This window comes from Pseudomonas sp. JV241A (genome assembly GCF_900275665.1).
Classification (GTDB): domain Bacteria; phylum Pseudomonadota; class Gammaproteobacteria; order Pseudomonadales; family Pseudomonadaceae; genus Aquipseudomonas; species Aquipseudomonas wadenswilerensis.
This window is the reverse complement of the sequence record NZ_OPYO01000032.1, coordinates 166,437-179,969: the sequence shown is the minus strand read 5'-3', so window position 1 is coordinate 179,969 and position 13,533 is coordinate 166,437. Positions and strand designations below refer to the sequence as shown.

General features: G+C 63.2%; 11 protein-coding genes and 1 pseudogene. 7 read left to right on the top strand and 5 right to left on the bottom strand.

The window, feature by feature from the left end; translation table 11 throughout:
• Both pta and JV241A_RS27745 read right to left on the bottom strand, forming a co-directional pair.
• Positions 1–2,097, bottom strand: a complete 2,097-nt coding sequence (gene pta, locus JV241A_RS20915) for a phosphate acetyltransferase (protein ID WP_115088712.1) — start codon at positions 2,095–2,097, stop codon at positions 1–3.
• Between the two features lie 93 nt (positions 2,098–2,190).
• Positions 2,191–2,307, bottom strand: a pseudogene (locus JV241A_RS27745) (DUF3565 domain-containing protein); the annotation flags it as partial.
• On the opposite strand from JV241A_RS27745, the gene JV241A_RS20905 reads away from it, so the two are divergent.
• From JV241A_RS20905 to JV241A_RS20895, 3 genes are all read left to right on the top strand, one after another.
• Positions 2,276–2,761 (top strand): peptidylprolyl isomerase, encoded by a 486-nt coding sequence (locus JV241A_RS20905; protein WP_115088711.1) that lies wholly within the window; start codon positions 2,276–2,278, stop codon positions 2,759–2,761. The pseudogene JV241A_RS27745 and the gene JV241A_RS20905 overlap by 32 nt on opposite strands.
• Positions 2,762–2,913: 152 nt before the next feature.
• Entirely contained in the window at positions 2,914–3,396 is a 483-nt protein-coding gene (locus tag JV241A_RS20900) for a glutathione peroxidase (protein WP_115088710.1), read from the top strand.
• Positions 3,397–3,544: 148 nt separating this feature from the next.
• Positions 3,545–4,648, top strand: a complete 1,104-nt coding sequence (locus JV241A_RS20895) for an NADH:flavin oxidoreductase (protein WP_134064286.1) — start codon at positions 3,545–3,547, stop codon at positions 4,646–4,648.
• Here JV241A_RS20895 and JV241A_RS20890 read toward each other — a convergent pair.
• Complete coding sequence (locus JV241A_RS20890) at positions 4,617–5,834, bottom strand: glycosyltransferase family 1 protein (RefSeq protein ID WP_134064284.1); 1,218 nt, start codon at positions 5,832–5,834, stop codon at positions 4,617–4,619. The genes JV241A_RS20895 and JV241A_RS20890 overlap by 32 nt on opposite strands.
• A gap of 177 nt (positions 5,835–6,011) precedes the next feature.
• Here JV241A_RS20890 and JV241A_RS20885 point away from each other — a divergent pair, with 177 nt between their 5' ends.
• On the top strand, positions 6,012–7,328 hold the full coding sequence (locus JV241A_RS20885; RefSeq protein WP_115088707.1) for a PAS domain-containing methyl-accepting chemotaxis protein: 1,317 nt from the start codon (positions 6,012–6,014) through the stop codon (positions 7,326–7,328).
• A gap of 39 nt (positions 7,329–7,367) precedes the next feature.
• On the opposite strand, the gene cysZ is transcribed toward JV241A_RS20885, so the two are convergent.
• The gene (cysZ, locus tag JV241A_RS20880; RefSeq protein WP_115088706.1) at positions 7,368–8,096 is read right to left on the bottom strand and encodes a sulfate transporter CysZ; all 729 of its coding nucleotides are present in this window, start codon (positions 8,094–8,096) and stop codon (positions 7,368–7,370) included.
• Between the two features lie 271 nt (positions 8,097–8,367).
• Here cysZ and JV241A_RS20875 point away from each other — a divergent pair, with 271 nt between their 5' ends.
• Both JV241A_RS20875 and trxB read left to right on the top strand, forming a co-directional pair.
• Entirely contained in the window at positions 8,368–8,967 is a 600-nt protein-coding gene (locus tag JV241A_RS20875; protein ID WP_010223549.1) for a peroxiredoxin, read from the top strand.
• A 135-nt stretch (positions 8,968–9,102) separates the two neighbouring features.
• On the top strand, positions 9,103–10,065 hold the full coding sequence (gene trxB, locus JV241A_RS20870) for a thioredoxin-disulfide reductase (RefSeq protein WP_134064282.1): 963 nt from the start codon (positions 9,103–9,105) through the stop codon (positions 10,063–10,065).
• 114 nt (positions 10,066–10,179) lie between these two features.
• Here the strand turns inward: trxB and nadC are convergent, their stop codons facing one another.
• Positions 10,180–11,028: a carboxylating nicotinate-nucleotide diphosphorylase gene (nadC, locus tag JV241A_RS20865; RefSeq protein ID WP_115088704.1), complete on the bottom strand. Its 849-nt coding sequence runs from the start codon at positions 11,026–11,028 to the stop codon at positions 10,180–10,182.
• Positions 11,029–11,282: 254 nt separating this feature from the next.
• On the opposite strand from nadC, the gene JV241A_RS20860 reads away from it, so the two are divergent.
• A complete protein-coding gene (locus tag JV241A_RS20860; RefSeq protein ID WP_134064280.1) occupies positions 11,283–13,481 on the top strand; it encodes a DUF1631 domain-containing protein in 2,199 nt (732 codons plus the stop codon).
• The last annotated feature ends 52 nt before the right edge of the window (positions 13,482–13,533 follow it).

The window sequence follows — 13,533 nt, the reverse complement described above, 5'->3', positions numbered from 1 at the left end:
TCAGCTATCCAGTGAGCGGTTGGCCTGAATGGCGGTCAGGGCGATGGTGTAGACGATGTCGTCGACCTGGGCGCCGCGTGGCAGGTCGTTGACCGGCTTGCGCAGGCCTTGCAGCATCGGCCCGAGGCTGACGCAGTCGGCACTGCGTTGCACGGCCTTGTGGGTGGTGTTGCCGGTGTTCAGGTCGGGGAACACGAACACCGTGGCGCGGCCGGCCACCTGGCTGTTGGGCGCCAGTTGCCGGGCGATCTCCAGGTTGGCCGCGGCATCGTACTGCAACGGGCCGTCGATCAGCAGGCCGTGTTGGGATTCCTGGGCCAGCACGGTGGCTTCGCGGACCTTCTCGACCTCTTCGCCGCTGGCCGAGTCACCGCTGGAATAGCTGATCATCGCCACCCGCGGGGCAATGCCGAAGGCTTCGGCGGAGTCGGCGCTCTGCAGGGCGATTTCCGCCAGCTCGTTGGCTGTCGGGTGCGGGTTCATCACGCAGTCGCCGTACACCAGCACCTGTTCGGGGAACAGCATGAAGAACACCGACGACACCAGGCTGCAGCCCGGCGCGGTCTTGATCAGTTGCAGGGCTGGGCGGATGGTGTTGGCGGTGGAGTGCACCAGGCCCGAGACCAGGCCATCGACCTCGTCCAGGGCCAGCATCATGGTGCCGATCACCACCGGGTCTTCCAGTTGCTGCTCGGCCATCGGCGCATTAAGGCTTTTGCTCTTGCGCAGGCTGACCATCGGCTCGACATAACGCTCGCGGATCAGGTCCGGGTCAAGGATCTCCAGGCCCTCGGGCAGGGTGATGCCCTGGGCGCGGGCCACCGCCTGGACGTCGTCAGGCTTGGCCAGCAGCACGCAGCGGGCAATGCCGCGGGCCTGGCAGATGGCCGCGGCCTGCACGGTCAGCGGTTCTGCGCCTTCCGGCAAGACGATGCGTTTGTTGGCCTGCTGGGCGCGCTGGATCAACTGGTAGCGGAACACCGCGGGCGACAGGCGCAGTTCGCGCGGCGTGCCGCAGCGCTGGTGCAGCCAGTCGGCGTCCAGGTAGCTGGCGACGAAATCGGTGATCAGCTCCGCGCGCTCGCGGTCATCCACCGGGATTTCCTTGTTCAGGCCGTTGAGCTGGTTGGCGGTGTCATAGGAGCCGGTGCTTACCGAGAGAATCGGCAGGCCGGCCAGCAGCGCGCCCTGGCACAGTTCGAGGATGCGCGGGTCGGGTTTGCTGTCGCTGGTCAGCAGCAGGCCGGCCAGCGGCACGCCGTTGATCGCCGCCAGGCTCACCGCAAGGATGATGTCGTCGCGGTCGCCCGGGGTCACTACCAGCGTACCGGGCTTGAGCAGCGGCACGGTATTGGCCACGGTGCGGGCACAGATGATGATCTTGTTCATCCGCCGGGTTTCGTAGTCGCCGGCATTGAGCACCTGGGCGCCGAGCAGTTCGGCCACGTCGCGGGTACGCGGATCGTTGAGGCCGGCCTGGAACGGGATGCAGCCGAGCAGGCGGAAGTCGCCGCCGCGCAGCAGCGGTGAATGCTCGGTCAGGCGCGCGGCGAAGGCGTTCATGTCTTCGTCGGTGCGCACCTTGTTGAGGATTACCCCGAGCACTTTCGGGTCGCGCGGGCCGCCGAACAGCTGGGCCTGCAGCTCGACGCGCCCGGACAGCTCGGTGAGCACTTCGTTTTCCGGCGCCGACACCAGGATCACCTCGGCATCCAGGCTCTTGGCCAGGTGCAGGTTGACCCGCGCGGCGTAGCTGGCGTGGCGGGTCGGGACCATGCCTTCGACCACCACCACGTCCTTGCCGACGCAGGCCTGCTGGTACAGGGTGATGATTTCTTCGAGCAGTTCATCCAGTTGACCATCGCCGAGCATACGCTCGACATGGGCCAGGCTCAGCGGCTGTGGCGGCTTCAGGCCATGGGTACGGGCAACCAGTTCGGTGGAGCGCTCAGGGCCGGTATCACCCGGGTGCGGCTGGGCGATCGGCTTGAAGAAGCCGACCTTCAACCCGGCGCGCTCCAGGGTGCGCACCAGGCCCAGGCTGATGGAAGTCAGGCCGACGCCAAAGTCGGTCGGCGCGATAAAAAATGTCTGCATGCGAGCTTCTCGAAATGAGCTGTGCAAAAGAGTCAATTGCCAAGGGTATCGCTATCGGCCCCCTGAGCGCACCCGCCGCAAATATCCGGCAACCCGTTTGTCCGGGTTGCGTTCGCTTTCAGGCGATGCCTTGGTTACACTTGTTCGTTCTACATTCTTATGCAAAAGGTCTCGCCCCATGCTGATCGCCGCCAAAAAGGCTGTCTCCATCGACTATACCCTGACCAACGACGCTGGTGAGGTCATCGACAGCTCCGCCGGCGGCGCTCCGCTGGTCTACCTGCATGGCGCAGGCAACATCATCCCGGGTCTGGAAAAAGCCCTGGAAGGCAAAACCACCGGTGACGAACTGGAAGTCGCCGTCGAGCCGGAAGACGCCTACGGCGAATACCTGGCCGAGCTGGTCAGCACCCTGAACCGCAGCATGTTCGAAGGTGTCGACGAGCTGGAAGTGGGCATGCAGTTCCACGCTTCGGCGCCGGATGGCCAGATGCAGATCGTCACCATTCGCGACCTGGACGGCGACGACGTCACCGTTGACGGCAACCACCCACTGGCTGGCCAGCGCCTGAACTTCAAGGTCAAGGTCGTCAATGTGCGTGAAGCCAGCGAAGAAGAAGTAGCCCATGGCCATGTCCATGGCGAAGGTGGCCATCACCACTGATTTTCTGCGCTAAGCTCAGAGAGTCGCGAAGGCGCCCGGGCAAGTCCGTCGCTCCAGCAGGGGAAGACGGCTTGGCAGGGCGCCTTTTTAATGGGCTGGGTTTACTGATTGCAGCCCCAGCGGCAACCGGGATCTGGAAAGGGGAGTACGTCATGAGTGCATTTCACGACCTGAAGTTGACAGCGCTGGACGGCCAGGAATTGCCTCTGGCACCGTTCAAGGGCCGGGTGGTGCTGGTGGTCAATGTCGCCTCCAAGTGTGGCTTGACCCCGCAGTACGCGGCGCTGGAAAACCTTTATCAGCAGTACAAGAGCAAAGGCTTCAGCGTGCTGGGCCTGCCGTGCAACCAGTTTGCCGGCCAGGAGCCGGGCACGGAGAAGGAAATTCAGGCGTTCTGCAGCCTGAACTATGGCGTGAGCTTCCCACTGGGTAGCAAGCTCGAAGTTAACGGTCATGACCGTCATCAGTTGTACCGCTTGCTGGCCGGCGAAGGCGCCGAGTTTCCGGGCGATATCACCTGGAACTTCGAGAAGTTCCTGGTCGGCAAGGACGGCCGGGTACTGGCGCGCTTCTCGCCACGTACCGCGCCGGATGATCCGGCGGTGGTGCAGGCGATCGAGAAGGCTCTGGCCTGATCGGCCCCATCGTGGGGCAAGCCCGCTCCTGCAGAAGTAGGAACGGGCTTGCCCCGCGATGCTGTTCAATCACCCAGATCAATAGTACTGGGCCACCCGAACGGCTCACCCTATCCTCAGGCGCATTCCCCATTCCCAGGAGCGCCGCATGTCCGCCACCGCACTGTTCACTCCCTTCCAACTGGGCGCCCTCGAGCTGCCGAGCCGCGTGGTCATGGCACCGATGACCCGTACCTTCTGCCCTGGTGGCGTCCCTCACGCACAAGTGGTTGAGTACTATCGTCGCCGCGCCGCCGCAGGCGTTGGGCTGATCATCACCGAAGGCACCACGGTCGGTCATAAAGCCGCCAATGGCTACCCGAATGTGCCGCGTTTTTACGGCGAAGATGCCCTGACCGGCTGGAAGAAAGTCGTTGAAGCCGTGCACGCTGAAGGCGGGCGCATCGTGCCGCAGCTCTGGCACGTGGGTAGCGTGCGCCGCCTGGGTACCGAGCCGGATGCCAGCGTGCCGGGCCATGGCCCGAGCGAGAAGCTCAAGGACGGCCAGGTCGTGGTGCATGGCATGACCCAGGCGGATATTCGTGAAGTGATCGAGGCTTTCGCCCAGGCCGCTCGTGATGCCCAGGCCATTGGCATGGATGGCGTCGAGATCCACGGTGCCCATGGTTACCTGATCGACCAGTTTTTCTGGGAAGCCAGCAACCAGCGCACGGACGAATACGGCGGCGACTTGGCCGGCCGTTCGCGCTTTGCCATCGAGTTGATCCTGGCCGTGCGCGCCGCGGTAGGCCCGGACTTCCCGATCATTTTCCGCTTCTCGCAGTGGAAGCAGCAGGACTACAGCGCGCGTCTGGTGCAGAGCGCCGATGCCCTGGGCGCATTCCTGCAACCACTGGTGGATGCTGGTGTGGATATCTTCCACTGCTCGACCCGACGCTTCTGGGAACCTGAGTTCGAAGGTTCGGACCTCAACCTGGCTGGCTGGACCCGCCAGCTCACCGGCAAGCCGACCATCACCGTCGGCAGTGTCGGCCTGGATGGCGAGTTCCTGCAGTTCATGGTTGCGACCGACAAGGTGGCCCAGCCGGCCAGCCTGGAAAACCTGCTCCAGCGCCTGAACAACGACGAATTCGACCTGGTGGCAGTCGGTCGTGCCTTGCTGGTCGACCCGGAATGGGCGGCCAAGGTGCGCGATGGTCGCGAGCAGGACATCCTGCCGTTCAGCCGCGAGGCGTTGACGACCCTGGTTTGATCGCAATTGCCGCTGCAGTCGGGCGCGCCATGCTGACCTGACTCTGGCGGCAGGCTGCCTGCAGATGCGCCTCGAATTGCTCGACAATCGCCGGCCAGCCCTGACGGCTGGCATGCTGGCGGGCATTGAGGCGCACCCGGCGCAGGGTTTCCGGCTCTTCCAGGAACCAGCAGGCGGCATCGATAAAGGCCGCTTCGTCCCCTGGCATGGCCAGCGCACCGCTATGCCCGTGGCGGATATGCTGGGCTGCCGCCGCTTGATCGTAAGCGACCACACCCAGGCCTGAGGCCAAGGCTTCGAGCACGACGTTGCCGAAGGTTTCGGTCAGGCTGGGAAACACAAAGATATCCCCTGAAGCGTAGTGTTCGGCCAGGCGTTCTCCGCGCTGGGCGCCGCAGAACACCGCGCCCGGCAGGCGCTGCTCGAGTGCGCTGCGTTGCGGCCCGTCACCGACCACGATCAGCTTGATGCACCGCTGCGGGTACTGTTGTTGCAGGGCGTCCAGGCACGGCTGCAACAAACCCAGATTCTTTTCGGCGGCCAGGCGTCCGACATGCAGCAGGGCGATATCGTCGACGCCCAGGCCCCATTGCTCGCGCAAGGTCTGACTACGCCTGGCCGGGGTAAACAACTGGCTGTCCACTCCCCGGGCCATCAGGCTGAGGTTGTCGAAGCCGCGCCGTTCCAGCTCCAGGCGCTGGCTGAGGCTGGGCACCAGGGTGGTGTGGGTTCGGTGATGGAACCAGCGCAGGTAGTGGGTAAGCAGCCGCGCCAGCAGGCCGAGGCCGTACTCGCTGGAGTATTGCTGGAAGTTGGTGTGGAAGCCACTGACCACGGCGATGCCCAGGCGCCGCGCCGCGCGCAGGGCACTCAAACCCAGCGGGCCTTCGGTGGCGATGTAAAGCACATCCGGCCGTTGCCGGCGCCAGCGGCGCAGCAGTTTGTGCATCGACACCTGGCCCCATTGCAAACCCGGGTACCCCGGCAACGGCCAGCCGCGACACAGCAGCAGGTTGTCGTCGCTGGCCGAGGGCTGTTCAGCCGCTTGCCGCGGGCGTACCAGCTCGACCCGATGGCCGCGTGATCGCAAGCCATCGCTGAGGCGGCCAAGGGTGTTGGCCACGCCGTTGATCTCCGGTGGGAAGGTTTCGCTGATCAGGGTGACATGCAGGGACAGTGTGCTCATGAAGCCAGTTTCGACCGTGCCGATTGCCGCTCTGTGACCGCCAAATGACAGATCGATGACGCCTGATTACTGGCGATTGCAGGCGCGTAAATATTTCCCAGCAAGTGACTCAAGATTGCAGGTCCGCCAGCCGATGCAGAAGCATTCGAATGACTGATTTCGCTCCGGGAGAGCGTCATGTTCAACAGCAAACTCAAGCAAGAAATCCTCCGGCTGCGTGAAGAACTGCAATCAGTGGAGCAAGTAAAGTGCAGCCTCGACAGCGAGATGCTGGTGCTGCAGCTCGACCCGCAGGGGCGCATCGAATCGGTCAACAGCAACTTCGAAAAAGAGATGCGCTACAGCAGCCATCAACTGATTGGCCGCAACATCGAGGAAATCGTCCCGGCGCACGTCAAGCAGCTCGACTTTTACCAGCGCATGAAGCACGCCATTGCCCGTGGCGAGCATCTCAATGGCGCTTTCCGCCTGCTGCGGGGCAATGGCGAAGAGGCCTGGCTGCGCTCGATCCTGCAGCCGGTGAAAAACAGCGAAGGGCGCATCAAATACTTCACCCTGCACTCCAGCGACCTGACCCGCACCATCGAAACCTCCCGCGAGCACGAGAGCCTGATCAAGGCGCTGATGCGCTCCACGGCGGTGATCGAGTTCAACCTCAACGGTGAAGTGCTGACGGCCAACGAGCGCTTCCTGCAGACCATGGGCTACAAGCTCGACCAGGTGGTGGGCAAACATCACCGCCTGTTCTGCGAACCGGAAGAGTACAACTCGGTGGGTTATCACGCGTTCTGGGACAAGCTGCGCCGCGGCGAGTTCGTCGCCGAACGCTTCAAGCGCATCGATGCCCATGGCCGCGTGGTGTGGCTGGAGGCGTCCTACAATCCGATCATCGATGCCCATGACGTGCTCTACAAAGTGGTCAAGTTCGCCACCGTGATCACCGACCAGGTCAACCAGGAAACGGCCGTGGCCCAGGCTGCCGACATCGCCTACAACACCTCGCTGGAAACCGACGCCTGTGCGCGCAGGGCCACCGAGGTGGTGACCCAGACCGTGGATGTCATGCGCGGCCTGGAAACCTACATGCAGGAAGCCGCCGAAGGCATCGAGGCGCTGGACAAGCAGTCGCAGGTGATCGGTTCGATCATCAAGACCATCAGCGACATCGCCGGGCAGACCAACCTGCTGGCCCTCAACGCCGCCATCGAGGCCGCACGTGCCGGCGAGCAGGGCCGGGGCTTTGCCGTGGTCGCCGACGAGGTCCGGCAACTGGCTTCGCGCACCAGCACTGCGACTGAGGAAATCGCCCGAGTGGTGCAGCAGAACGAACACCTGGCCAAGGCGGCGGTGGATATTATCGACAGCAGCAAGCGCCAGGCCGAGCAAGGCCTGTCACTGGCCGGGCAAACCGGTACGGTGATCGTCGAGATTCAGGACGGTGCGCAGAAGGTGGTCAATGCGGTGGGGCAGTTCTCCAACCAGCTGTCGAGCTGATGGAGGTGCCGCGTAGCCGGGCGGCTACGCGGCGATGCCTCAGGTACGTTCGCGCACCCAGAACAGCGTGGCGCCCGCCACCGCCGCCGGCATCATCAGGATGTTGAGGAAGGGCACCAGCAACACCAGGTACACCGAACCGCCAAAACCCAGGCTCTGCCAGCGCTTTTCGCGCAGCCAGGCGAGCATGTCCTGCCAGCTCATCTTGTGGTTATCCGCCGGGTAGTCGATGTACTGGATGGCCATCATCCAGATACCGAACAGCAGCCACAGCGGCGCGGCGACGATGTTCACCACCGGGATCAGCGAAAGGATGAACAGAGCGATGGCCCGTGGCAGGAAGTAGCCCAGCTTGCGCGCCTCGCGGCCGAGGGTGCGTGGCACCATGGCAGTGAGTTCGGCCCAGCTGAAGGCGGGAAAATCATCGGTGCCGCGCACCACCACTTCGACCTTCTCCGCGAGGAAACCATTGAACGGCGCGGCGATGATGTTGGCCAGCATGGTGAAGGTGAAGAACACCATCAACCCCACCAGAATCACGAACAGCGGCCACAGCACATAATTGAGAAAGCTCAGCCAGTTCGGCAGGCTGGGCATCAACGAATCGACCCAGAGGCTGAACTGATGGCCGGCAAAGTAGACCAGGCCGACGAACAGCAGCAGGTTGACCGCCAGCGGCAGCAGCACGAACAGGCGCAGGCTCGGGCTCAGGACCAGTTTCAGTCCTTCGCGCAGGTACTGTGGGCCAGAGAGGACAGGGGCTTGCATAAAGGGGGAGGCTCCGGGTAAAGGCAAACGCGCTGACCTTACCGAGTTTGTGCGGCGGGCGAAAGCGCGGCGCAGAGCGAGAAACGGGCTGTAACAAAACCTCGGCAGCATCCCGGGCTGGGCTTCATAGATAAACCGCGTGCGATTTTATTGATGAATAGAGCCGGCCTATAAGGTGGATTGTCTAAGGATATTTCCTTAATCTCTGCCACCTCGCTAAAGTGCGCACAACTTTTCAACGCCTTCGAATTCTGACTTTCAAGGAGTTTCCATGAGCATTCTGGTCAACAAGCAAGCCCCTGATTTCGATGCGGCGGCAGTGTTGGGCGACGGTTCGATCGTCGACAGCTTCAAGCTTTCTTCCCTGCGCGGCAAATACGTCGTGCTGTTCTTCTGGCCGCTGGACTTCACCTTTGTCTGCCCGTCGGAAATCATTGCCCACAACAACCGCATGGACAAGTTCCGCGAGCTGGGTGTGGAAGTGGTCGGTGTTTCCATCGACTCGCAGTTCACCCACCACGCCTGGCGCAGCACCCCGGTCGAGAAGGGCGGTATCGGCGCGGTCGAGTTCACCATGGTCGCCGACGTCAAGCACGAGATTACCCGTGCCTATGGCATCGAGCACGATGACGGCGTGGCCCTGCGTGCCTCGTTCCTGATCGACCAGCAAGGCGTTGTGCAGCACCAGGTGGTCAACAACCTGCCGTTGGGCCGTGAAGTCGACGAGATGATCCGCCTGGTCGAGGCCCTGCAGTTCACCGAACAGCACGGTGAAGTCTGCCCGGCCGGCTGGCGCCCAGGCCAGAAAGGCATGAAGGCCGATGCCAAGGGCGTTGCCGACTACCTGGCCGAGAACGCCGCCAGCCTGTAAGGCGGCGAGCTAACGTTTTTCAGGACCTGCGGCTAAAAGCCTTCCCCAAGTGCTTCGCAGGTTCTTTTTTATTCCAGCCGGCGATCCCGGCGATACGATGCTGGCAATTGAACGCCAGCTCGACAGGAGTGTGACATGTCTGAAGTACGCCATTCGCGAGTGATCATCCTCGGTTCCGGCCCTGCCGGTTACAGCGCTGCCGTGTATGCTGCGCGTGCCAACCTCAAGCCGCTGCTGATCACCGGCATGCAGGCCGGCGGCCAGCTGACCACCACCACCGAAGTCGACAACTGGCCGGGCGACGCCCACGGCCTGACCGGCCCGGCGCTGATGCAACGCATGCAGGAACACGCCGAGCGCTTCGAGACCGAAGTGGTGTTCGACCACATCAACGCCGTTGACCTGGCCAGCAAGCCGTTCACTCTCAAGGGCGATAGCGCCACCTACACCTGCGACGCACTGATCATCGCCACCGGCGCCAGCGCTCGCTACCTGGGCCTGCCATCGGAAGAAGCGTTCATGGGCAAGGGCGTTTCCGCCTGCGCGACCTGCGACGGTTTCTTCTATCGCAACAAGCCGGTCGCCGTGGTCGGTGGTGGTAACACCGCTGTTGAGGAAGCCCTGTACCTGGCCAACATCGCCAGCAAGGTCACCCTGGTTCACCGCCGCGAGACCTTCCGCGCCGAGAAGATCCTGGTCGACAAGCTCAACGCCCGCGTGGCCGAAGGCAAGATCGAGCTGAAGCTCAATGCCACCCTGGACGAAGTGCTGGGTGACAACATGGGCGTCACCGGTGCGCGCCTGAAGAACAACGACGGCAGCTTCGACGAAATCAAGGTTGACGGCGTGTTCATCGCCATCGGCCACACGCCGAACACCTCGCTGTTCGAAGGCCAGCTGACCTTGAAAGACGGCTACCTGGTGGTGAATGGCGGCCGTGACGGCAACGCCACTGCGACCAACGTTGAAGGTGTGTTCGCTGCCGGTGACGTGGCTGACCATGTTTACCGTCAGGCCATTACCTCGGCCGGTGCCGGTTGCATGGCGGCGCTGGATGTCGAGCGCTACCTGGACGGCCTGCAGAACGCAGCGCTCTGAGGATTGCGCGAGCGCTCTGCGCTCGATCGCTGGCAAGGCCAGCTCCCACAGTTGATCTTGTGAGCTAACAAAAAACCGGCCTGATGGCCGGTTTTTTTGTGTCTGCAATCCGCCTCAGAGGCTAAGGCGCATCGACAGATCCACCGCCTTTACATCCTTGGTCATCGCCCCGATCGAGATGTAGTCCACGCCCGTTTCAGCAATCACCCGCAGGGTGCTTTCAGTCACGCCGCCACTGGCTTCAAGCTTGGCCTTGCCGCCGTTCAGGCGCACCGCTTCGCGCATGTCGTCCAGGCTCAGCTCATCGAGCATGATGATGTCGGCGCCCGCATCCAGGGCCTCTTTGAGCTCGTCCAGGCTTTCTACCTCGATCTCCACCGGCTTGCCCGGGGCAATGCGGTGCGCGGCAGTGATCGCTTCGGCGATGCCACCACTGGCGGCGATGTGGTTTTCCTTGATCAGGAAGGCGTCGTACAGGCCGATGCGGTGGTTGTGGCAACCGCCGCAGGTCACCGCGTACTTTTGCGCCAGGCGCAGGCCGGGCAGGGTCTTGCGGGTGTCGAGCAGCTTGACCTGGGTGTCGGCCACCTTGTCGGCGAGGAACTGCGCGTGAGTCGCAACGCCCGACAGCATCTGCAGGAAGTTCAGCGCCGAGCGCTCGCCGCTGAGCAGGGAACGGGCCGGGCCTTCAAGGTGGAACAGCACCTGGTTGGCGGTGGCGCGGTCGCCATCCTTGACCTGCCAGTGCACCGCTACCCGTGGGTCGAGCTGGCGGAATACCGCATCAACCCAGGCCGTACCGGCAATCACGCAGTCATCGCGGGTAATGATGGTGGCCTTGGCCAGGCGCTCGGCCGGGATCAGCTGGGCGGTGATGTCGCCACTGCCGATGTCTTCGAGCAACGCACGGCGCACGTTGGCTTCGATTTCGGCGGTCAGGTCGGCGAGGCGTAAATTCGGCATGGCGGGCTCCACAAGCTAAGTGCCGGCGATTATAGGGCAGGGCAGCCCGCGCTTGCAGCAAACACTGCAGTGGCGGCCGAAGCTTGACCTTTGGTCAGGCCGAATGAGCGTTTCACGCTGGCACCGGTCTATCAGCAGCGGTATGCGCGCACTGGCGAGTGAAGGGTTTTTACTCGATAATGCGCCTTGTATTTGGCGTCATAGCTTTGACGACCACCCAAAAAGCTCAAAATCGAACCTGCAAGGAGACCAGGATGCACAACGACGGGAAGGTGGTGCCGATCAAGGCCATCACCGATCAGGCGCACAATGCGCCCCTCGCTCGTCTGCCGGTGGTGCTTCTGCAGGTACGTGACAAGGCCGCGCTGCAACTGCGCCAGGGCCTGCAGGCGTTGTTCGACAACGCCGACGACACCCTGTTCGAGATGGCCGACAAGGCCGCCAACAACGTCGAACAGAACATCCTTTTCGAAGCCATGCGCGACCTGCGCCTAAAGCGCAAGAACATCGAGCGCGGCTATCTTGACCACTTTTATGAAGCCTTCGTGCAGATCGGTCAGCCCGATTCACTGCCGGCCCTGCACAGCCATGGCTACGACCGCCTGGCGCTGGTGGCCAATGACGAGCTGGAACGTACCGTGGCGCTGGATGCCATGGTCGCGCGGGTGCTGGCCCGCGACGGCATCGCCCTCAACCAGTTGACCCTGCGATTCAGCGCCCTGGTGGGCCAGGCCCTGGACGATCCGTGCAACCCGCTGGGCCCGGCGATGCTCTGCGATTACTTTTTGCGTGCCGGGCGCAGCCTGGGCGTGGGGATCAAGGTCAAGCTGATCATTCTCAAGCTGTTTGAGCGCTATGTGCTGCACGACGCCGACCAGTTGTACGGCGAAGCCAATCAACTGCTGATTGCCACTGGCGTGCTCCCCGAGCTCAAGGCCGTGCCGCGGCGCCGCGCCCAGGACCGCCCGCAGGCTGAACGCGAGGCTTCGGCCAGCGCAGCCGGCAACGAATCGCCCAATGATTCGCTGGATGCCAACGGCCAGGCGGTGTTTGCCTCGTTGCAGGCCCTGCTTTCGCCGGTGCGCGGGCGTGTTGCCCCGCGCCTGGAGGCGTGCGAGCAGGTGCAGGCGATCAGTACCCGTGACCTGTTGCGCCTGCTCTCGCACCTGCAGCATTACGTGCCGCCAACACCCGAGACCGATGACTTCGACCTGCACCAGCAGCTTGAACAACTGCTGACCCGGGTCAGCGTAAAAAGCGGCACCTACCGCAAGATCGAAGTGGTCGACGAGGATGTCATCAACCTCATCGCCATGCTTTTCGAGTTCATTCTCGCCGACCGCAACTTGCCGCGCTCGCTGCGCGCCCTGATCGGCCGCATGCAGATCCCGATGCTCAAAGTGGCGGTACTCGACAAGAGCTTCTTCAGCCGCAGCAGTCACCCGGCCCGGCGCCTGCTCAACGAGATCGCCACGGCAGCCATGGGTTGGGGCGCCAGTGATGATTGCCAGCGCGACAGCCTGTACCTGCGGGTCGAAAAAATCGTCCAGCGGCTGCTCAGCGACTTTGTCGACGACCCGGCGATTTTCTCCGAACTGCTCGCTGAATTCCTCGCTTTCAGCAGTGATGAGCGACGCCGCAACGAGCTGCTGGAACAACGCACGCGCGACGCCGAGGAGGGCCGCGCACGCACCGCGCTGGCTCGTCAGCGGGTGCAGCAGGAACTCAACCGGCGTCTGCTTGGCCGCTCGTTGCCGCGGGTGGTGGTGCGCCTGCTCGAAGAAGCCTGGAGCCAGGTGGTGTTGCTGGCCTGCCTCAAGCATGGCGACACCTCCAGCCAGTGGCTCGAAGCGCTGGAGACCATGGATGAGCTGATCTGGAGCGTGCAACCGCACACTGAAGACCAGGCGCGCCTGCGCCTGCTGGAGCTGGTGCCGGGACTGCTCAAGGCGTTGCGCGATGGCCTGGCCAGTGCCGCGTTCGATCCGTTTGCCACCAGCGAATTCTTTGCCCAGCTCGAAACCCTGCATGTGCAGATGTTTGATACACCGGTAGTGGGCGGGCGGGTTATCCACAATGACGCCAGCGAGCAGGTACTGGTGCTCGATGAAATCGTCTTGCCCACCCCGCAAGCCTGCGAGCCGCAAGCGGCCCAGGTGCGCCTGGCCGACGATGATCCGGCGTTGCTGCAGGTCGAGCGTCTGCGTATCGGCGCCTGGGTCGAGTTGGTCGATGAAGACGACGTGCAGCGCTGCAAGCTGATCGCCCGGATCGACAGCACAGACCGCTTCATCTTCGTCAACCGCACCGGCCTCAAGGTCCGTGAATGGTCGCGCATGGCCCTTGCCGTAGCCTTGCGCCGCGGGCATGTGCGCCAGCTGGACGACACCTTGCTGTTCGACCGGGCGCTGGACTCGGTACTCAGCCAGTTGCGCCAGGCGCAAGCACGCTAGATTCCTACGCGTTTTAACGATGCATCCAGCGCCACCACGGGGCATACTGAGC

Excerpts from the sequence above, each read along its gene's own strand:
- nadC (WP_115088704.1), bottom strand. The coding sequence starts at position 11,028 with ATGCCGAATTTACGCCTCGCCGACCTGACCGCCGAAATCGAAGCCAAC.
- JV241A_RS20890 (WP_134064284.1), bottom strand. The coding sequence starts at position 5,834 with ATGAGCACACTGTCCCTGCATGTCACCCTGATCAGCGAAACCTTCCCA.
- trxB (WP_134064282.1), top strand. The coding sequence starts at position 9,103 with ATGTCTGAAGTACGCCATTCGCGAGTGATCATCCTCGGTTCCGGCCCT.
- JV241A_RS20860 (WP_134064280.1), top strand. The coding sequence starts at position 11,283 with ATGCACAACGACGGGAAGGTGGTGCCGATCAAGGCCATCACCGATCAG.
- JV241A_RS20895 (WP_134064286.1), top strand. The coding sequence starts at position 3,545 with ATGTCCGCCACCGCACTGTTCACTCCCTTCCAACTGGGCGCCCTCGAG.
- cysZ (WP_115088706.1), bottom strand. The coding sequence starts at position 8,096 with ATGCAAGCCCCTGTCCTCTCTGGCCCACAGTACCTGCGCGAAGGACTG.
- JV241A_RS20905 (WP_115088711.1), top strand. The coding sequence starts at position 2,276 with ATGCTGATCGCCGCCAAAAAGGCTGTCTCCATCGACTATACCCTGACC.
- JV241A_RS20900 (WP_115088710.1), top strand. The coding sequence starts at position 2,914 with ATGAGTGCATTTCACGACCTGAAGTTGACAGCGCTGGACGGCCAGGAA.
- pta (WP_115088712.1), bottom strand. The coding sequence starts at position 2,097 with ATGCAGACATTTTTTATCGCGCCGACCGACTTTGGCGTCGGCCTGACT.
- JV241A_RS20875 (WP_010223549.1), top strand. The coding sequence starts at position 8,368 with ATGAGCATTCTGGTCAACAAGCAAGCCCCTGATTTCGATGCGGCGGCA.
- JV241A_RS20885 (WP_115088707.1), top strand. The coding sequence starts at position 6,012 with ATGTTCAACAGCAAACTCAAGCAAGAAATCCTCCGGCTGCGTGAAGAA.